This is a genomic window from Citrobacter portucalensis (assembly GCF_023374935.1).
GTDB lineage: Bacteria > Pseudomonadota > Gammaproteobacteria > Enterobacterales > Enterobacteriaceae > Citrobacter > Citrobacter portucalensis.
Genome location: NZ_CP092466.1, coordinates 3,201,271 through 3,220,411, shown reverse-complemented (window position 1 = coordinate 3,220,411; position 19,141 = coordinate 3,201,271). Strand labels below are relative to the sequence as shown.

General features: G+C 50.6%; 17 protein-coding genes and 1 tRNA gene. 12 read left to right on the top strand and 6 right to left on the bottom strand.

Annotated elements, in window-relative coordinates; translation table 11 throughout:
• Positions 1–24: 24 nt before the first annotated feature.
• A complete protein-coding gene (gene putA, locus LY264_RS15765) occupies positions 25–3,987 on the bottom strand; it encodes a trifunctional transcriptional regulator/proline dehydrogenase/L-glutamate gamma-semialdehyde dehydrogenase (protein ID WP_048227000.1) in 3,963 nt (1,320 codons plus the stop codon).
• Positions 3,988–4,409: 422 nt separating this feature from the next.
• Here putA and putP point away from each other — a divergent pair, with 422 nt between their 5' ends.
• From putP to phoH, 5 genes are all read left to right on the top strand, one after another.
• Positions 4,410–5,918 (top strand): sodium/proline symporter PutP, encoded by a 1,509-nt coding sequence (putP, locus tag LY264_RS15760; RefSeq protein ID WP_032942939.1) that lies wholly within the window; start codon positions 4,410–4,412, stop codon positions 5,916–5,918.
• 213 nt (positions 5,919–6,131) lie between these two features.
• Entirely contained in the window at positions 6,132–6,965 is an 834-nt protein-coding gene (gene efeU, locus LY264_RS15755; RefSeq protein ID WP_003036041.1) for an iron uptake transporter permease EfeU, read from the top strand.
• A 58-nt stretch (positions 6,966–7,023) separates the two neighbouring features.
• On the top strand, positions 7,024–8,151 hold the full coding sequence (gene efeO, locus LY264_RS15750; protein ID WP_048226999.1) for an iron uptake system protein EfeO: 1,128 nt from the start codon (positions 7,024–7,026) through the stop codon (positions 8,149–8,151).
• 5 nt (positions 8,152–8,156) lie between these two features.
• Positions 8,157–9,440: an iron uptake transporter deferrochelatase/peroxidase subunit gene (gene efeB, locus LY264_RS15745; RefSeq protein WP_048226998.1), complete on the top strand. Its 1,284-nt coding sequence runs from the start codon at positions 8,157–8,159 to the stop codon at positions 9,438–9,440.
• A 522-nt stretch (positions 9,441–9,962) separates the two neighbouring features.
• Positions 9,963–10,751 carry a phosphate starvation-inducible protein PhoH gene (phoH, locus tag LY264_RS15740; RefSeq protein ID WP_003832078.1) on the top strand — a complete coding sequence of 263 codons (789 nt, stop codon included), beginning with the start codon at positions 9,963–9,965 and terminating at the stop codon, positions 10,749–10,751.
• A gap of 507 nt (positions 10,752–11,258) precedes the next feature.
• Here the strand turns inward: phoH and LY264_RS15735 are convergent.
• Positions 11,259–11,346, bottom strand: a tRNA-Ser gene (locus LY264_RS15735).
• A 236-nt stretch (positions 11,347–11,582) separates the two neighbouring features.
• Between LY264_RS15735 and ghrA the strand changes: the two genes are divergently transcribed.
• From ghrA to LY264_RS15715, 4 genes are all read left to right on the top strand, one after another.
• Positions 11,583–12,521 carry a glyoxylate/hydroxypyruvate reductase GhrA gene (gene ghrA / locus LY264_RS15730; protein ID WP_048226997.1) on the top strand — a complete coding sequence of 313 codons (939 nt, stop codon included), beginning with the start codon at positions 11,583–11,585 and terminating at the stop codon, positions 12,519–12,521.
• Positions 12,522–12,731: 210 nt separating this feature from the next.
• Positions 12,732–13,469, top strand: coding sequence for a phosphatase (locus LY264_RS15725; RefSeq protein ID WP_008784332.1), 738 nt, complete (start codon positions 12,732–12,734; stop codon positions 13,467–13,469).
• A gap of 23 nt (positions 13,470–13,492) precedes the next feature.
• Positions 13,493–14,047 (top strand): TorD/DmsD family molecular chaperone, encoded by a 555-nt coding sequence (locus LY264_RS15720; RefSeq protein ID WP_003832084.1) that lies wholly within the window; start codon positions 13,493–13,495, stop codon positions 14,045–14,047.
• A gap of 101 nt (positions 14,048–14,148) precedes the next feature.
• Positions 14,149–14,631, top strand: a complete 483-nt coding sequence (locus LY264_RS15715; protein ID WP_032934412.1) for a DUF1097 domain-containing protein — start codon at positions 14,149–14,151, stop codon at positions 14,629–14,631.
• A 46-nt stretch (positions 14,632–14,677) separates the two neighbouring features.
• Here the strand turns inward: LY264_RS15715 and csgG are convergent, their stop codons facing one another.
• Genes csgG through csgD form a run of 4 tightly spaced genes read right to left on the bottom strand, consistent with a single transcriptional unit; the run spans position 14,678 to position 17,029 of the window.
• Positions 14,678–15,511, bottom strand: a complete 834-nt coding sequence (gene csgG / locus LY264_RS15710; protein ID WP_003036082.1) for a curli production assembly/transport protein CsgG — start codon at positions 15,509–15,511, stop codon at positions 14,678–14,680.
• A gap of 25 nt (positions 15,512–15,536) precedes the next feature.
• Positions 15,537–15,950 (bottom strand): curli production assembly/transport protein CsgF, encoded by a 414-nt coding sequence (gene csgF / locus LY264_RS15705; protein ID WP_003832089.1) that lies wholly within the window; start codon positions 15,948–15,950, stop codon positions 15,537–15,539.
• A 25-nt stretch (positions 15,951–15,975) separates the two neighbouring features.
• The gene (gene csgE, locus LY264_RS15700; protein ID WP_003832091.1) at positions 15,976–16,374 is read right to left on the bottom strand and encodes a curli production assembly/transport protein CsgE; all 399 of its coding nucleotides are present in this window, start codon (positions 16,372–16,374) and stop codon (positions 15,976–15,978) included.
• A gap of 4 nt (positions 16,375–16,378) precedes the next feature.
• Positions 16,379–17,029, bottom strand: coding sequence for a biofilm master transcriptional regulator CsgD (gene csgD / locus LY264_RS15695; protein WP_003832092.1), 651 nt, complete (start codon positions 17,027–17,029; stop codon positions 16,379–16,381).
• Between the two features lie 760 nt (positions 17,030–17,789).
• Here csgD and csgB point away from each other — a divergent pair.
• The 3 genes from csgB to csgC are packed head-to-tail and all read left to right on the top strand — an operon-like array spanning position 17,790 to position 19,128.
• Entirely contained in the window at positions 17,790–18,245 is a 456-nt protein-coding gene (csgB, locus tag LY264_RS15690; RefSeq protein WP_003832095.1) for a curli minor subunit CsgB, read from the top strand.
• A 40-nt stretch (positions 18,246–18,285) separates the two neighbouring features.
• A complete protein-coding gene (gene csgA / locus LY264_RS15685) occupies positions 18,286–18,735 on the top strand; it encodes a curli major subunit CsgA (protein WP_008784338.1) in 450 nt (149 codons plus the stop codon).
• A 60-nt stretch (positions 18,736–18,795) separates the two neighbouring features.
• Positions 18,796–19,128 (top strand): curli assembly chaperone CsgC, encoded by a 333-nt coding sequence (gene csgC / locus LY264_RS15680; protein WP_048226994.1) that lies wholly within the window; start codon positions 18,796–18,798, stop codon positions 19,126–19,128.
• Positions 19,129–19,141: the final 13 nt, after the last annotated feature.

Sequence of the window (19,141 nt, the reverse complement as noted above, 5' to 3'; positions counted from 1 at the left end):
CCGGAGCCTTAATTAACCACAACCTTAGCCGATTGTCATCAGGCTGGCGTTCCCCCCAGCAGCGGCGGTATTGACGCTCAGGGAGCGCTCAATATACAACCTTTCCAGCAGGATATTGCTTTCGCCGCGGGCAAAGCCCTGGACCGACACAATCGCCCCTTCGCGGGCCGCCACCGCTTCACACAGTGCGCGAAGCTGATCGGAATCACCGTGGAATATAACCGCATCAAACGGCTGTGTAGTGATGTTGTCCGCTTTGGCAAACTGGATGCGCCCGGAAACTACTGCTGGCAGGCGTTTTGCCAGGTCGCGATGGAATGTATCATCTGGCCACAGGATTAAGCTACCAACGGAAGTTACAGCGGCAACCTGTACCAGCGCATCCTGTTCATCATCGGCGATACACAGCACGCGTTCGCGCGGCAACAGCGTCCAGGTATTGCGCTCGCCGGTGGGTCCTGGCAGCAGGCGTTGCGTTCCGGCCTGCGCCAGTTCACCAAACTGCTGGCAGAGCGCACGCAGTGCTGGACGATCGGTTGCCCATTCGCTAAGCGCTTGCAGCGGCTGAACGAGCGCCGTTTTAAGCTGTGCATCGACAGGGTATTCGGCATCCTGACGGGCAAGCGTAATGCCTAACGCATTTTCCGGACGGTTTGCCAGCAGGCGGTACAGATACAGCGGTCCACCCGCTTTTGGCCCGGTTCCTGACAAGCCTTCACCACCGAATGGCTGCACTCCGACGACGGCGCCGACCATATTGCGGTTAACATACAGGTTCCCCACATGTGCCGAACCCGTGACCTGGGCGATGGTTTCATCGATACGGGTGTGCACGCCCAGCGTCAGGCCATAGCCGGAGGCATTAATTTGCTCAATCAGACTGCCCAGATTGTTGCGGGTGTAACGCACAACGTGCAGTACCGGACCGAACACCTCTTTTTGCAATTCGTCGAAGCTTTCCAGCTCGATAAGCGTCGGCGCGATAAAGGTACCGGTTTGCCATTCACGCGCATCGTCGCTGTTTTCGCGCGCGGCCTGGAACACCGGACGCCCTTTGGCGCGCATGGCCTGAATATGGCGCTCAATATTGGCTTTTGCTTCTTCATCGATTACCGGTCCAATATCGGTGGTCAGGCGGCCCGGGTTACCCATGCGGCATTCCGCCATTGCGCCACGCAGCATTTTCAGCGTATGGTCGGCGACATCGTCCTGCAGACACAGGACGCGAAGCGCGGAGCAGCGCTGTCCGGCGCTGTCAAAGGCAGAAGCCAGAACATCGACCACAACCTGTTCCGTTAACGCAGAAGAGTCGACGATCATGGCGTTCATCCCGCCGGTTTCGGCGATAAGCGGGATTGGACGCCCCTGAGCATCGAGGCGGGTCGCGATATTACGTTGCAACAGCGTGGCGACTTCCGTTGAGCCGGTAAACATGACGCCGCGTACGCGCTCATCGGAAGTGAGCTGTGCCCCGACCGTTTCACCTTGACCAGGCAACAGTTGCACCACGCCTGGCGGCACACCTGCTTCGAGTAAAATGGCAATACCCTGGGCGGCAATCAGCGGAGTTTGTTCCGCGGGTTTTGCCAACACGCTGTTGCCCGCCGCCAGCGCAGCGGCAATCTGCCCGGTGAAAATGGCCAGCGGGAAGTTCCAGGGGCTGATACAGACCACCGGCCCTAACGGACGATGGGTTTCATTATCGAAGTCATCGCGGACCTGACCGGCATAATAGTGCAGGAAGTCTACCGCTTCGCGCACTTCCGCAATGGCGTTGCTGAAGGTTTTGCCCGCTTCGCGCACCAGAATGCCAATTAACTGCTGCATCTGGCCTTCCATCAGAACGGCGGCGCGATGCAAAATAGCGGCGCGCTCTTGTGGCGGTGTGGCGAACCAGATCGGCGCGTTATTTACCGCGTTCTGCAGTGCCTGTTCCACTTCGCTGTGGGTTGCTTCACGCACGTAACCGACAATGTCTTTCGGTTCGGCCGGGTTGACGACTGGGGTCATTTCACCGTCAGCAACCGGATGTTCGAGCATCGGTTTAGCGTGCCATTTTTGCAGCGCGCTGTTGAGCAGGGCGGAGGACAGTGAGGCCAGACGATGTTCGTTCGCTAAATCCAGTCCGCCTGAGTTTTCGCGGCCTTTACCGTACAGGTCACGCGGCAGGGCAATCTTCGGATGTGGCAGACCAGCCTGGCCTTCCTGCTGCGCCAGTTTTTCAACGGCTTCGACCGGATCGGCTACCAGTTCATCCAGCGGCAAGGTGGTGTCAGCAATGCGGTTGACGAATGAAGTGTTGGCGCCGTTTTCCAGCAGACGACGCACCAGATACGCCAGCAGGGTTTCGTGTGTACCTACCGGCGCATAAATACGGCATGGACGGTTCAGCTTACCATCCGCTACTTTGCCCGTAACCTGCTCGTACAGGGGTTCGCCCATACCGTGCAGGCACTGGAACTCATACTGACCAGGATAATAGTTTTGCCCCGCTAACTGATAAATCGCCGCCAGCGTGTGGGCGTTATGGGTGGCGAACTGCGGGTAGATCAGATTCGGTACCGCAAGCAGTTTTTTCGCACAGGCCAGATAGGAAACGTCGGTGTAGACCTTACGGGTATAGACCGGATAACCTTCCAGGCCATCCATCTGGGCACGTTTGATTTCGCTATCCCAGTAGGCGCCCTTAACCAGACGGATCATCAGGCGACGGCGGCTGCGCGTGGCGAGATCAATCAGGTAGTCGATGACATACGGGCAGCGCTTCTGGTAGGCCTGAATAACAAAGCCGATACCGTTCCAGCCCGCCAGTTCAGGTTCAAAGCACAGTTTTTCCAGCAGATCGAGGGAGATCTCCAGTCGGTCGGCCTCTTCAGCATCGATATTGATACCGATGTCGTACTGGCGGGCCAGCAGAGTAAGCGACTTCAGACGCGGATAGAGTTCATCCATCACGCGGTCATACTGCGCGCGGCTATAACGCGGATGCAGCGCCGACAGCTTGATAGAAATGCCCGGCCCTTCATAGATGCCGCGACCATTTGAGGCTTTACCAATGGCGTGGATTGCCTGTTGGTACGAAACCATATAAGCCTGCGCATCGGCGGCAGTCAGAGCTGCTTCGCCCAGCATGTCGTAAGAGTAGCGGAAACCTTTTTCTTCCAGTTTACGGGCGTTAGCCAGCGCTTCGGCGATAGTCTCTCCGGTGACGAACTGCTCGCCCATCAGGCGCATTGCCATGTCGACGCCTTTACGCACCAGTGGTTCACCGCTCTTGCCGATAATACGGTTGAGTGAGCGTGAAAGGCTGGCTTCATTATGCGTAGAAACCAGACGACCGGTAAACAACAGCCCCCAGGTCGCCGCGTTGACGAACAGGGACGGGCTGCGTCCAATGTGCGACTGCCAGTTGCCGTTGCTGATTTTGTCGCGGATCAACGCATCGCGGGTTGCCTTATCTGGAATACGCAACAGGGCTTCGGCCAGGCACATCAGCGCGACCCCTTCCTGCGAAGAAAGTGAGAATTCCTGCAATAAACCCTGTACCATCCCGGCGCGGCCGCTGGCGGTCTTTTGGTTACGCAGTTTGTCAGCCAGATCGTACGCCAGCTTGTGCGCTTGCTCCGCGATGGGTTGCGGCAGACGAGCCTGCTCCATCAGCATCGGCACAGCATCGGTTTCGGCTCGGCGGTACGCGGCGGTGATTGCTGCGCGGGAAACTGACTGCGGCAGGATTTGTTCGGCAAATTCCAGGAAAGGTTGATGCGCTTCATTCTGCGGCGTGGTTGACTCCTCACCCTCATTCGCGGCACCCGCCAGCAGGGCCGGCAGTTCAGGAAGCGCGTCGTCATTTTCCAGTCTTTCGAGATAATTAAAGATGGCTTGCTTGATCAGCCAATGTGGCGTGCGATCGATTCGTGATGCTGCTGTTTTAATGCGCTCGCGAGTGGCGTCATCCAGTTTAACCCCCATCGTGGTGGTTCCCATGCCGTTTACTCCTGTTGTACTGAAATACGGGTCTGATAGTTACCGAGAAATATCCACTATGTTGCAACTTTGTGCAACCGTGTTAAATGTGACTTGGTTTACAAGCTTGGAAATGAATGAAATGTTAATAAATATGAGTCTTATGATGTGGGCTGTAAAAATTACAGAATCTTTTTCTCTGCGGTAGTTAACACTTTTAAAAGGTGCAACCGGAAAAAGTGTGAGAGAGTGCAACCTACAGAAAAATGCTATCTACTCTGGATCAAATTTGATGTAAATGGTGTGTTAAATCGATTGTGAATAACCATCGCTTCCGGCAGGATACGGTCGCCCTGGTCAACATAGATATCTTTGCCACGTTCCGGCAGGGTAATAAAACGGCAAGCCACGGCATTGCTGATACATAATTTTGGAGAGTTTTGATGGCTATTAGCACACCGATGTTAGTGACATTCTGTGTCTATATTTTCGGCATGATATTGATAGGGTTTATTGCATGGCGTTCAACCAAAAACTTTGACGATTACATTCTGGGTGGACGCAGTCTGGGTCCATTCGTGACCGCGTTATCCGCCGGGGCATCTGACATGAGCGGCTGGTTGCTGATGGGTCTGCCTGGCGCGATTTTCCTGTCGGGGATTTCAGAAAGCTGGATCGCCATCGGCCTTATTTTGGGCGCCTGGATCAACTGGAAACTGGTGGCCGGACGTTTACGCGTACACACCGAATACAATAACAATGCGCTGACGTTACCGGATTACTTTACCGGTCGCTTTGAAGATAAAAGCCGAATTCTGCGTATTATCTCCGCGCTGGTTATTCTGCTGTTTTTCACTATCTATTGTGCTTCCGGTATTGTGGCAGGGGCACGTCTGTTTGAAAGCACCTTTGGCATGAGCTACGAAACAGCACTGTGGGCGGGCGCGGCCGCGACGATCATTTATACCTTTATTGGTGGTTTCCTGGCGGTTAGCTGGACCGATACCGTCCAGGCCAGCCTGATGATCTTTGCTCTGATCCTGACGCCGGTGATGGTAGTCATTGGTGTGGGTGGATTCGACGATTCGCTGGAAGTGATTAAACAAAAGAGCATTGAGAACGTGGACATGTTCAAAGGGCTGAATTTTGTTGCCATCATTTCCCTGATGGGCTGGGGTCTGGGCTACTTTGGTCAGCCGCATATTCTGGCGCGCTTTATGGCTGCAGATTCCCACCATAGCATCGTTCATGCTCGCCGCATTAGCATGGCCTGGATGATTCTGTGTCTGGCAGGTGCTGTGGCCGTGGGCTTCTTTGGTATTGCTTACTTTAACAACAACCCACAGCTTGCCGGTGCCGTTAACCAGAACGCCGAGCGTGTGTTTATTGAACTGGCGCAAATCCTGTTCAACCCGTGGATTGCCGGTATCCTGCTGTCTGCGATCCTCGCTGCGGTTATGTCGACCCTGAGCTGCCAGCTGCTGGTGTGCTCCAGCGCAATCACCGAAGATTTGTACAAAGCGTTCCTGCGTAAAAATGCCAGCCAGAAAGAGCTGGTGTGGATTGGCCGCATCATGGTGCTGGTCGTGGCGCTGGTGTCTATCGCGCTGGCGGCGAACCCGGAGAACCGTGTACTTGGTCTGGTAAGCTACGCCTGGGCGGGCTTCGGCGCTGCGTTTGGTCCGGTAGTCCTGTTCTCCGTAATGTGGTCGCGTATGACCCGCAACGGTGCGCTGGCAGGGATGATCATTGGTGCGGTGACGGTGATCGTCTGGAAGCAGTTTGCCTGGCTGGGTCTGTATGAAATCATCCCGGGCTTTGTTTTCGGCAGCATCGGTATTGTGGTCTTCAGCCTGTTGGGTAAAGCGCCTTCAACTGCTATGCAGCAACGTTTTGCCGAGGCTGATGCGCATTATCACTCAGCTCCGCCATCGCGTTTACAGGCAGAATAATCTGCCTCTGTCTTCAAGCCCGCCGCGAGCGGGCTTTTTTATTGCTTCCGTTGTAAATCTGCTTTAACCATTACCCGCTTAGCCTTTTACATTCATTCATCATTCTCAAAACATTCTGCTTGAGTTTTTCTTTTCTGTAATGATAATCACTATCACTGTAATTTACTTTTCTTTTCATCAATTGACCGAGAATAACGTTTAAGGGTTCTTCGCATGTTTGTTCCATTTCTAATTATGTTGCGCGAAGGGTTAGAGGCCGCGCTGATTGTCAGCCTGATTGCCAGCTACCTGAAACGGACTCAGCGTGGTCGATGGATTGGTGTGATGTGGATTGGTGTTCTGCTGGCGGCGGCCTTATGCCTGGCGTTAGGGATTTTCATCAACGAAACCACCGGTGAATTTCCGCAAAAAGAACAGGAGCTGTTTGAAGGCATCGTGGCGGTCATTGCCGTGGTGATCCTTACCTGGATGGTGTTCTGGATGCGTAAAGTTTCGCGCAACGTCAAAGTCCAGCTTGAACAGGCTGTCGATAACGCGTTGCAACGTGGCAACCATCACGGCTGGGCGCTGGTAATGATGGTCTTTTTTGCCGTTGCCCGAGAAGGGCTGGAATCGGTGTTCTTCCTGTTGGCGGCATTCCAGCAGGATGTAGGCATCTGGCCGCCGTTAGGCGCGATGCTCGGGCTGGCTACCGCGGTGGTTCTGGGTTACCTGATTTACCTCGGCGGTATTCGCCTCAACCTCGGGGCATTCTTTAAATGGACCAGCCTGTTCATTTTGCTGGTGGCTGCCGGTCTTGCCGCTGGGGCGATCCGCGCTTTCCACGAAGCTGGGTTGTGGAATCATTTTCAGGATGTGGCGTTTGACCTGAGCAGTGTGCTGTCGACGCATTCGCTGTTTGGCACATTGATGGAAGGCATTTTCGGCTATCAGGAAGCGCCAAGCGTTAGTGAAGTCGCTGTCTGGTTTATCTACCTGATTCCGGCGTTGATTATGTTTGCGTTACCGCCGCGTTCAGGCACTACGGCATCGCGTACCGCACCTTGATAAAAACGCGATGCAGAATACTTTTTAGTTACAACATACTTATTTATAGGGATAGGTTATGACGTTTAATTTTCGCCGTAGTGCGCTGCAGCTAGGTATCGCCGCGCTGTTTGCCTCCGCTTTTAATGCACAAGCTGCCGATATTCCGCAGGTGAAAGTCACGGTTAACGACAAACAATGTGAACCGATGATTATCACGGTTAATGCCGGGAAAACGCAGTTCATCATCCAGAACCATAGCCAGAAAGCGCTGGAGTGGGAGATCCTCAAAGGCGTTATGGTGGTTGAAGAGCGCGAAAACATTGCACCAGGCTTTAGCCAGAAAATGACCGCTAACCTCCAGCCTGGCGAATATGATATGACCTGCGGTCTGTTGACTAACCCGAAAGGCAAACTGATCGTAAAAGGTAGCGCAACGTCGGATGCCGCGCAAAGCGATGCTCTGCTGAGTCTGAGCGGCGCGATTACCGAATACAAAGCCTATGTGACAGCCGAAACCGCGCAGTTGGTTGCGGGCACTAAAGCCTTTACCGATGCGATTAAAGCAGGCGATCTGGAAAAAGCAAAATCCCTGTATGCGCCAACGCGTCAGCACTACGAGCGTATTGAACCGATTGCTGAACTGTTCTCCGATCTCGACGGCAGCATTGATGCGCGGGAAGATGATTACGAACAAAAAGCCGCCGATCCGAAATTTACCGGCTTCCATCGTCTGGAAAAGGCGCTGTTTGGTGACAATTCCACCAAAGGTATGGATAAGTACGCCGACCAATTAAACAGCGATGTTCTTGACCTGCAAACGCGTATTAGCGAGCTAGCCTTCCCACCGTCTAAAGTGGTGGGTGGCGCGGCTGGACTGATTGAAGAAGTTGCTGCCAGCAAAATCAGTGGGGAAGAAGATCGCTATAGCCATACCGATCTGTGGGATTTCCAGGCCAACGTCGATGGCGCGCAGAAAATTGTCGATCTCTTGCGTCCTCAGTTGCAAAAATCCAATGCTGAACTGCTTGCGAAGGTGGATGCGAACTTCAAAAAGGTCGATACCATTCTGAGCAAGTACCGTACCAAAGACGGCTTTGAAACCTATGACAAACTGACTGATGCCGATCGTAATGCACTGAAAGGGCCAATCACGACGCTGGCGGAAGATTTGTCGCAATTACGCGGTGTTCTGGGTCTGGATTAAGCACTATGCAGCAAGATAATGAAAACGGCGTGAGCGAACCGTCACGCCGACGTTTACTGAAAGGGATGGGCGCCCTGGGTGGGGCGCTGGCGCTGGCGGGTGGGTGTCCGGTTGCCCACGCGCAAAAACCACAAAGCGCGCCGGGCACGTTGTCTCCGGATGCACGTAGTGAAGCGCAGCCGTTTTATGGTCAGCATCAGGCGGGGATCCTGACGCCGCAGCAGGCATCAATGATGCTGGTGGCATTCGATGTTCTTGCCAGCGACAAGGCCGATCTTGAGCGTTTATTCCGGTTGCTGACCAGCCGGTTTGCGTTTCTGACCACCGGTGGACCGGCGCCGGATACGCCGAATCCGCGTCTCCCCCCTATGGATTCCGGTATCCTCGGCGCATACATTGCGCCAGACAACCTGACGATGACGTTGTCAGTCGGCTCCTCGCTGTTTGATGAACGCTATGGATTGAAATCGCAGATGCCGAAAAAGCTGCAAAAAATGACCCGTTTCCCGAATGATTCACTGGATGCGGCGCTGTGCCATGGCGATGTGCTGCTGCAGATTTGTGCCAACACCCAGGACACTGTCATCCACGCGTTGCGCGATGTCATTAAACATACGCCCGATCTCCTTAGCGTGCGCTGGAAACGTGAAGGTTTTATTTCCGACCACGCCGCACGTAGTAAAGGCAAAGAGACCCCGGTCAATTTGCTTGGCTTTAAAGACGGCACCGCGAATCCGGACGCTACGGATGCGAAGTTGATGCAAGACGTGGTGTGGGTTACGGACGGGCAGGGCGAGCCTGCCTGGGCACAAGGCGGAAGCTATCAGGCCGTCAGGCTCATTCAGTTTCGCGTTGAGTTCTGGGATCGTACGCCGCTGAAAGAGCAGCAAACGATTTTTGGTCGCGATAAACACACCGGCGCACCGCTGGGTATGCAGCATGAGCATGATGTGCCTGACTATGCCAGCGATCCTGAAGGCGATGTGATTGCGCTCGACAGCCATATCCGTCTCGCAAATCCGCGTACGAAAGAGACCGACTCCAGCCTGATGATGCGTCGTGGCTACAGTTATTCGCTCGGTGTGACTAATTCCGGTCAACTGGATATGGGACTGTTGTTTGTCTGCTATCAACACGATCTGGAAAAAGGCTTTTTGACGGTGCAGAAACGCCTGAACGGCGAAGCGCTGGAAGAGTATGTCAAACCGATTGGTGGGGGATACTTCTTTGCTTTGCCGGGTGTTAAAACCGCAGACCGTTATTTGGGACAATCCCTGCTAGAAGCCTGATAGTGATGCCCCGCCGTTTGGCGGGGCTTTTCCTGACATATTGATGAAGGAACAAACTATTTTTTATGATCGGTATGCGACTGAAATAATTCTGTCATCTCTGGGCAAGAAACTGTCTCTGGTGATAAGATAGAATTTAAGTTAACAACAAGTAAAAATATTGTTGCATCTGCGAAAGGTTATGATGTAATTATAAGTAATAGCGGTAGTTCCCGGCGGTGATTGTCATTCACTATGGAGATCGCGAATGGAAAAGTCCTGTACTGGACATGTTTTTCACAGTAACAGCAGTACCTTACGCGGACGTTTCTCTTCCGGTAGCCTCCTCGTCACCGCTAAATCTCTCTCTCATTCACTTCTTATCTTCGCAACTGACGCCCTGTACGGTGCGCGTAGCTGTGCGTGGCGTCTTATCCGAAAGCAAGCAATGGCTTACAAGGAAGCCAACCCTCAGATGTTCGTGCGCATAATCGTGCCGCCAACGGCGCGTGTGATGTATACCTACAACTCAAGGTGCTATCCATGGGAAGACAAAAAGCAGTGATCAAAGCTCGTCGTGAAGCAAAACGTGTGCTGAGGCGGGATTCGCGTAGCCATAAGCAACGTGAAGATGAATCGGTCACCTCGCTTGTGCAGATGGGCGGCGTAGAAGCGATTGGTATGGCGCGTGACAGTCGCGACGCCTCGCCAATCACGGCGCGGAATGAAGCTCAGGCGCACTACCTGAATGCTATCGAGAGTAAACAGCTGATCTTCGCCACCGGTGAAGCCGGGTGTGGTAAAACCTGGATTAGCGCGGCAAAAGCAGCAGAGGCCCTGATCCATAAAGATGTGGACAGGATCATTGTAACCCGTCCAGTTCTGCAAGCTGATGAAGACCTCGGCTTCTTACCTGGAGATGTTTCCGAGAAGTTTGCTCCCTATTTTCGCCCCGTGTATGACGTGCTTGTCAAACGGCTGGGAGCCTCCTTCATGCAATATTGCCTGCGACCTGAGATTGGTAAGGTGGAAATCGCGCCGTTCGCCTATATGCGTGGACGTACATTTGAAAATGCAGTGGTCATTCTTGACGAGGCTCAGAACGTCACTGCTGCGCAAATGAAGATGTTTTTGACCCGCCTCGGGGAGAATGTGACGGTGATTGTGAATGGGGATGTGACCCAGTGCGATCTACCAGCCCACGTTCGCTCAGGGCTTAGCGATGCGCTGGCCCGTTTCGAAGAAGATGAGATGGTTGGGATTGTTCGTTTCAATAAAGACGATTGCGTCCGCTCTGCGCTCTGTCAGCGGACGCTCAACGCTTACAACTGATAAGTACTCCGTCTTCAAGGCCCGGGAAACCGGGCTTTGTTGTTTGACGCCAATACATGACCGGTCGGGGCTTCTCATCCCCCGCAGATGTGCAATATGCGAAAAAAAGCCCGTACTTTCGTACGGGCTCTTCTTAAAATATGGCGGTGAGGGGGGGATTGACTCGCTTTGCTCGCCCCTGCGGGGCAGCCCGTTCGCTGCGCTCCCGGTCTGTCCAACTGGCTGCGCCAGTAGTCGAACCCCGGTCGGGGCTTCTCATCCCCCCGTAGATGTGCAACATGCAAAAAAAAAGCCCGTACTTTCGTAAGAGCTCTTCTTAAAATATGGCGGTGAGGGGGGGATTGACTCGCTTCGCTCGCCCCTGCGGGGCAGCCCGTTCGCTGCGCTCCCGGTCTGTCCAACTGGCTGCGCCAGTAGTCGAACCCCGGTCGGGGCTTCTCATCCCCCCGTAGATGTGCAACATGCGAAAAAAAAGCCCGTACTTTCGTACGAGCTCTTCTTAAAATATGGCGGTGAGGGGGGGATTCGAACCCCCGATACGTTGCCGTATACACACTTTCCAGGCGTGCTCCTTCAGCCACTCGGACACCTCACCATATTGTTGTTCCTGTGCTACCGGAACGGGCGCTAATGTAGGGGAAACACCGCCCCGCCGTCAATCAACTTTTTGAAAAAAATGTGCATTTACACAAACTTCAAGCAACATGGAGCATAAATAAGCGGGAATTGTTTTTTTTGCCAGCACCCTAAAATTTGCTACTCTGATGTTCCCTCGAAAAATGATGATAATAAGTGCGAGAAAGTTCCGCACAACAATGTTCAGGAGACAATATGGATATAATTTTCTATCACCCAACATTCGATACGACCTGGTGGATTAATGCGTTGGCAAAGGCAATACCTGGTGCGAACGTACGTGAGTGGAAAGCGGGTGATAATGCACATGCTGACTATGCGCTGGTCTGGCATCCGCCGGTTGAAATGCTCGCAGGACGAAAATTAAAAGCCGTATTTGCGCTGGGCGCGGGCGTCGATTCTATTCTCAGTAAACTCAATGCTCATCCGGAAATGTTGGATGCGTCGACCCCGCTTTTCCGTCTGGAAGATACGGGTATGGGCCTGCAAATGCAGGAATATGCTGTCAGTCAGGTGCTGCACTGGTTTCGTCGCTTTGATGATTATCAGGCATTGAAAAATCAGGCGAAATGGCAGCCGTTGCCAGAATATACTCGCGAGGAGTTTACCGTCGGGATCATGGGGGCTGGGGTATTGGGCGCAAAAGTTGCCGAAAGCCTGCAGGCATGGGGATTCCCACTGCGCTGCTGGAGTCGTACGCGTAAATCCTGGTCTGGCGTGGAAAGCTTCGCCGGTACTGAGGAACTGGGCGCGTTTTTGAGTCAAACTCGCGTGCTGATCAACCTTCTGCCTAATACGGCAGAAACCGTAGGCATTATTAACGCTGATTTACTTAGCCAATTGCAGGATGGCGCCTACGTGCTGAACCTTGCACGCGGTGTTCATCTCAATGAAGACGATCTTCTGGCATCGCTGGAAAGCGGCAAGGTGAAGGGGGCCATGCTGGATGTTTATAGTCGTGAACCGCTGCCAGAAAACAGCCCATTATGGAAACATCCGCGTGTGGCGATGACGCCACATATTGCCGCAGTTACCCGTCCGGCAGAAGCGGTGGACTATATCTCCCGCACGATTATGAACCTGGAGAACGGGCAAGTCGTAACAGGTCAGGTCAATCGCGTTCGGGGATATTGATGGTAACCCGGCAAGTGCCGGGTTTCAGCTAAAATACCCGTCATACTTCAAGCTGCACGTGCGTTAGCTACGGTTGTTCACCCGAATCACATACTTAAGGGAGTGATTCGGGTATCACTCCCTTGCCACCTGCCTGCGACTCGAATTTTTAGGGTATTAATGGCGGAGATACCTGCTATCCTTGACGAAAAATGACTACAGGAGAGAGTTATGTATCCCGTTGACCTGCATATGCATACCGTCGCCAGCACCCACGCCTACAGCACCTTAAGTGATTACATCGCGGAAGCTCGTCGCAAAGGCATCAAGCTATTTGCCATTACCGATCATGGACCGGACATGGCGGATGCACCTCACCACTGGCACTTTATCAATATGCGTATTTGGCCGCGTGTCGTGGATGGCGTGGGGATCCTGCGTGGAATAGAAGCCAATATTAAGAATATTGAAGGTGAAATTGACTGTTCAGGTCCGATGTTTACCTCCCTGGACCTCATTATTGCGGGCTTCCATGAGCCGGTTTTTGCACCTCATGATAAAGACACCAATACCCAGGCAATGATAGCTACGATGGCCAGCGGTAATGTGCACATCATCAGTCATCCGGGAAATCCAAAATATCCTGTTGATATTAAAGCAATTGCGCAGGCGGCGGCAAAGTACCAGGTTGCACTGGAAATCAATAACTCTTCGTTTTTGCATTCGCGTAAGGGCAGTGAGGATAATTGCCGTGCGGTTGCTGCGGCTGTGCGTGATGCTGGTGGATGGGTGGCGTTAGGGTCGGATTCACATACCGCTTTCACGCTGGGAGAATTTGGCGAATGCCGTAAAATCCTGGATGATGTTAATTTCCCTGAAGACAGAATTTTAAACGTCACACCTAAACGTCTATTGGCGTTTCTGGAATCGCGAGGCATGGAGCCGATCGCGGAATTTGCTGAACTGTAATTGTTACTAACTGGAATATATCAATGAACGAGTTTTCTATCCTGTGTCGTGTACTGGGCTCGCTGTTTTACCGCCAACCGCAGGACCCTTTACTGGTTCCCCTGTTTACCCTGATTAGTGAAGGTAAACTGTCCGCCAACTGGCCGCTGGAACAGGACGAACTGCTCACCCGTTTACAGAAGAGCTGCGATATGCCCCAGCTGGCTGCAGATTACAACGCGCTGTTTGTCGGTGACGAGTGTGCAGTGCCGCCTTATCGTAGTGCCTGGGTAGAAGGGGCGAAAGAATCCGATGTTCGTGCATTTCTTTCAGCCCGGGGCATGCCGCTTGCTGATACACCGGCAGATCACATTGGTACGCTGTTGCTGGCGGCTTCATGGCTTGAAGACCAGTCTGCGGAAGATGAAAGTGAGGCGCTTGAAACCTTGTTTGTAGACTACTTGCTGCCCTGGTGCGGTACGTTCCTTGGTAAAGTTGAAGCGCACGCGAACACGCCTTTCTGGCGTACGATAGCACCGCTGACGCGTGATGCCATTGGTGCGATGTGGGACGAATTGCAGGAAGATACAGACGAATAAATGTGATGTGAATCACTTAATAATGCAACTCAATTTATAAGCTTGCATAAATTGTGTGCGCGATCTCATTACCATGCCGTTTTTCTGCTAAGATGCGCGGCATGAACATACTTCTCTCAATTGCAATCACAACGGGCATTCTCTCTGGGATCTGGGGATGGGTGGCCGTTTCTCTTGGTTTACTCAGTTGGGCTGGCTTTCTGGGTTGCACGGCTTATTTCGCCTGCCCGCAAGGTGGGTTAAAAGGACTGTGGATCTCGGCGTGTACGCTGCTAAGCGGTGTGGTGTGGGCGTTGGTGATTATTAACGGTAGTGCTCTTGCTCCGCATATGGACATTATTGGTTATGTCATGACAGGAATTGTCGCGTTTCTGATGTGTATCCAGGCAAAGCAATGGTTGCTTTCCTTTGTACCGGGCACGTTCATTGGCGCATGTGCAACATTTGCAGGGCAGGGCGACTGGCGACTGGTTGTACCGTCACTGGCACTGGGCCTCGTATTCGGCTATGCAATGAAAAACAGTGGTCTGTGGCTGGCATCTCGCCGTGAAAATAGAATATCGTCGACGCTGACCAGTAAATAAAAAAGCGTGAGGGTTTTCCTCACGCTTTGTATGCTGTATAGACACATCAGGATTCTGGCGGTACCGACATATGGCGGTATTTAACCAGAATGTCATTATCAACTTGTTTCTTATCCTGCAAATCCCACAATCCGCGATCGATGCCGTCATTAATCAGGAAGATGACGCCCGTTTCAATCGCTGACATCAGACAAAGCATAACTGGTTCGTTAGAGGTGTAGCCAATTTCACCTTCCAACAGACGCTGGTAGTCAATAAAGCGGAACACCCCAGCCTGTACTTCATAAGACAGAATGGTTTTACTGGTATTCACTGACGACAGGATCTCACCGGTGCTGACGTTAACTACGCGCAGGTTTACCGCTATCTGGTCGAGCTGGTATTGCGTATCGGCGCCAATACCAAAATAACGTGCACCGACACCACCCGATTTAACGTTGCTTTCATAACCGATAATTGACCCTTCAACCATGACGTTTGCCGCGGTCAGGGACTGTAGCGGGATCCGGTTATTAATCGCAACCGTACCGTTTTCCTGAGCTGCACGAATGATTTTGCGTTCGTTAAGCAAGTTCTGTAACCCCTGACGTTCCAGTGGGACGAACCAACGAGAATCTTTCAATGCGGTGACAAGCATAGCCGTGGCGCTTTGCGGGACGGCGGTTGAGAAGTTACTTGCCGGGTAAGGTTTAAATTGGCCAGTCTCATCCTGAATGTTGTATACCGACACAAAGATCTTACCTGTAGGCATAGGCAGATGCGTCAAGTCTTTATAGCTTTGGGCTCGGGGCATTAATGTCGGCTTAGCGGCTTCTTGAGGCGGAGCTGTTAAACATCCGCTGAGTAAAATTACTGCCACCATGATAAGTAAACGCTGCATGATTATTTCCTTTCGTGGCTATAACTTAGAAGTCGGTCGACTGTGTTTGTAAACCCGACACTTCAATAGTCGAAGTTTTCCCCGATTTCCTGTCGGTGACATTCAATTGCAGTTGTCCGTCCCGGTTGGCGATATCAATGATAAAATCATTGGTCACCATTCTTCCTGGTTTACCGGTATTAATGTTGGTGAGTAGGCCACCGAGAATTTGTGACTGAATCGCCTGAGTAAAGTTATCCAGAGCTGACGGGGTTTCAATACCGTAATCGTCATAGCTTGGATCTTTATATGAGTTCTGGGCCTGGGCGCTGTTCAACAGAAAAGCACCATTATTCGGGTTGCCACCAAAGTTTGGGTTGCGAAACTGGAACGTCATGTTTCCGGCCCAACTTAATGGTGAAATTAGCATGAGCAAAACCACTGCATGTTTAACACGCATGAAAGCCTCCGGACAAAATCATGTTTTAGAATTCATCACGCGCTAAATCGCTAGTGCTTAATAGTGTTTGATCTATTTGCCGGCGATTTAATGCTTCTTCAGTTTCTGCCAATGCGAAGACAACTATTTTGTCGAAGTCTCTTTTCGTTGGGAATAAAAAAGTCTGGAAGATAACGTCTTGATTGACCGTTATGGTGATCCAACTTCCCCAACGCGCACTGGGTCTTTCATTAATGGTTAAGTTTCCTGTGTACTCACTTTCCCACTTATCACTAAAGGCCCGATAAAAATCATGACCGATTGAAGAGACAGTGTGGTCAGTTAACAGTCCGGGAACCTCCACCTCTACGGTTGTCGCTGCGTGCAGACTCCCGGCAGCAAAGAATAAATTTGCTGCCACAATCCAGGTCAAATAGCGTTTCATGGCTTTATCGCCTGAGGTTATCATTGGCCCATGAGACCGCCTGCGTACGATTTTTGACAGCTATCTTTTTGAAAAGATTATAAAGATGTGTTTTTACCGTATTTTCACTGATAAACAGTGAGCGAGCGATTTCAATATTTGAGGCGCCGATACGCAATTTATTAAGTATTTCTTTTTCACGGTGCGTCAGCAGTGCCGACTCCGTGCTGTTATAACGATAATTTCCAGAGTGCGTGATCAGATAACTGGCAAGCTTTTGCGTGAAGTAACATTCACCGCGCAAGATACCCTGCAAGCCGCTTACGACACGCTGCTCGTCTTCAGTTGCGTAAAACACACCATTGATATGCGGCCAGTTTTCGATATCCCGATAAGGGTAATCATCAGGAGTATTCAACAATAACGTCTTTATATTGTTGTTTTTTCTACTCAAATTATCTTGCCAGTAATGGATCAGTTTTTTGTCTGCCTCCATCATATCCAGTAAAACAATGCAGCTGGAGGATATATCATCCAGAGAACGTTGAATATTATGTAGTTTTCCGGTGAGTGCCAGTGATTGCTTTAAATGCTGTAATAATGCAGTTGCCTGCAAAGAAGGTTTCGTGATCAACAATAATGTATGACCATGAATACTATGGACTTCATTAAACATGATGAAACTCCACTTTTTAGTCGCACACCTGACAGCTGTCTCTACTAAAATAGAGGCACCAGAAGTACTGACAGATGTTGCACTGCTGTGTAGAAATAAAATATCGACCCAAAGGGGTGAAAATATTAAAACAAATGGACTTCAACTGATTTCAATCTAGCTATTACAAATCTTAAAGCAAGTGTTAAACATGTAACAACTTGTAAAATTATATATTAAAATGTGATTTTATGGTTTTATTGGAGTTTAGATTTGATAGGAAAGTTGTACATTTTACCTTTGCTGCATAGATTTAAAAAATCATACAAATTATAGTAACGCATTGATTTTTTATAAATTAATTAATGATTATTGAGTTTTAGATTTCTAATGAATTCTAAAATCTTTGTCTCAATTTACGTTGGTCAATTTTAGATGGAAAAAAATGACCTTTGTCACGACTTGTACGGATGACTATCGTGACGCTGTACTGCGAGGCCCTGATATCGTGCAAAATGCACTTTCTCAGTGACTGCATAGAAATTCATTCCTGATAGCAAAATAAAAATAAAAGCCAGACCTGAAGCGGTGTTATTCACTGTTAATTAGTACTTTGGTGTGAATCCGGATATAAAAATACCACTCGCGGGTGAGTTATTTAAAATGTTTCCACGGACATACTCTTCATCGTAACGTGACGTTAACAAATGCAAGTCATGTTAACAACAATTTGAGTGGTAATTAATTTAACTTCATGTACGACCAGGTCCAGGGTGACAACATGAAAAACAAGTTGTTATTTATGATGTTTACAATACTGGGTGTGCCTGGGATTGCATCCGCAACCAGTTATGATTTAGCTAATTCAGAATATAACTTTGCGGTAAATGAATTAAGTAAGTCTTCATTTAATCAGGCAGCCATTATTGGTCAGGTTGGTACTGCTAATAGTGCAAATACTCGCCAGGAGGGCACCAAGTTATTGTCGGTCATTTCGCAAGAAGGTTCAGGTAACCGGGCGAAAACAGAACAGACGGGATCAAATAACTTTGCATATATTGATCAAACGGGTAGCTCTAATGATGCGAGTATTAAACAAAGCTCTTACGGTAATACGGCGATGATTATCCAGAAAGGCTCTGGTAATAAAGCCAATATTACCCAGTACGGTACACAAAAAACAGCAGTTGTGGTGCAGAGACAGTCGCAAATGGCAATTCGCGTTACTCAACGCTAATCCATAAACGACGTTTAAATCAATCCGATGGGGGTTTACCATGAAACTTTTAAAAGTGGCAGCATTCGCAGCAATCGTAGTTTCTGGCAGTGCTCTGGCAGGTGTTGTTCCGCAATGGGGCGGTAATCATCATGGTGGCGGTAGCAACTATGGCCCAGACTCTTCAATGAGTATTTACCAATTTGGCTCTAGTAACGTTGCGAATGCGCTGCAAAGTGATGCACGTAAATCAGACGTGACTATCACACAACACGGACATGGTAACGGTGCGACCGTCGGCCAAGGTGCTGATGACAGTACCATTAGCCTGAAACAGACCGGCTTCCAGAACAGTGCTGATATCAATCAGTGGAATGCAAAAAATGCTGATATCAGCGTAACTCAGTTCGGTGGTCGTAACGGTGCTGTGGTTAATCAGACAGCGTCTGACTCCAATGTGCTGATTCAGCAGGTTGGTTATGGCAACAATGCTACAGCTAATCAGCACTAATTCAGTTTTCTGACTGATAATAAACAGGGCGAAAGCCCTGTTTTTTTTCGGGAGAATATTATGCACACGCTATTACTCATTGCCGCGTTGGCAAATCAAATAACATTCAGTACAACTCAGCAAGGTGACATGTACACCATTATTCCTCAGGTGACATTAGCTCAACCGTGCGTATGTGAAGTGCAAGTCCTTGCCGTACGTAAAGGAAAGGGCGGACAAAGTCAGTCACAGCAGAAAACAAGCCTTTCGGTCCCTGCTAATCGGCCAATTGAATTAACAAAAATGAGCTTTAATATTTCACCGGAGGATTCGGTCAAAATTATCGTTACCGTTTCTGACGGGCAGTCTCTGCATCTGTCGCAACAATGGCCTGACTCAAACAGTCACCCATAATTTTTTGCCGGAT

Coding starts and splice junctions, on each gene's coding strand:
- putA (WP_048227000.1), bottom strand. CDS start 3,987: ATGGGAACCACCACGATGGGGGTTAAACTGGATGACGCCACTCGCGAG.
- putP (WP_032942939.1), top strand. CDS start 4,410: ATGGCTATTAGCACACCGATGTTAGTGACATTCTGTGTCTATATTTTC.
- efeU (WP_003036041.1), top strand. CDS start 6,132: ATGTTTGTTCCATTTCTAATTATGTTGCGCGAAGGGTTAGAGGCCGCG.
- efeO (WP_048226999.1), top strand. CDS start 7,024: ATGACGTTTAATTTTCGCCGTAGTGCGCTGCAGCTAGGTATCGCCGCG.
- efeB (WP_048226998.1), top strand. CDS start 8,157: ATGCAGCAAGATAATGAAAACGGCGTGAGCGAACCGTCACGCCGACGT.
- phoH (WP_003832078.1), top strand. CDS start 9,963: ATGGGAAGACAAAAAGCAGTGATCAAAGCTCGTCGTGAAGCAAAACGT.
- ghrA (WP_048226997.1), top strand. CDS start 11,583: ATGGATATAATTTTCTATCACCCAACATTCGATACGACCTGGTGGATT.
- LY264_RS15725 (WP_008784332.1), top strand. CDS start 12,732: ATGTATCCCGTTGACCTGCATATGCATACCGTCGCCAGCACCCACGCC.
- LY264_RS15720 (WP_003832084.1), top strand. CDS start 13,493: ATGAACGAGTTTTCTATCCTGTGTCGTGTACTGGGCTCGCTGTTTTAC.
- LY264_RS15715 (WP_032934412.1), top strand. CDS start 14,149: ATGAACATACTTCTCTCAATTGCAATCACAACGGGCATTCTCTCTGGG.
- csgG (WP_003036082.1), bottom strand. CDS start 15,511: ATGCAGCGTTTACTTATCATGGTGGCAGTAATTTTACTCAGCGGATGT.
- csgF (WP_003832089.1), bottom strand. CDS start 15,950: ATGCGTGTTAAACATGCAGTGGTTTTGCTCATGCTAATTTCACCATTA.
- csgE (WP_003832091.1), bottom strand. CDS start 16,374: ATGAAACGCTATTTGACCTGGATTGTGGCAGCAAATTTATTCTTTGCT.
- csgD (WP_003832092.1), bottom strand. CDS start 17,029: ATGTTTAATGAAGTCCATAGTATTCATGGTCATACATTATTGTTGATC.
- csgB (WP_003832095.1), top strand. CDS start 17,790: ATGAAAAACAAGTTGTTATTTATGATGTTTACAATACTGGGTGTGCCT.
- csgA (WP_008784338.1), top strand. CDS start 18,286: ATGAAACTTTTAAAAGTGGCAGCATTCGCAGCAATCGTAGTTTCTGGC.
- csgC (WP_048226994.1), top strand. CDS start 18,796: ATGCACACGCTATTACTCATTGCCGCGTTGGCAAATCAAATAACATTC.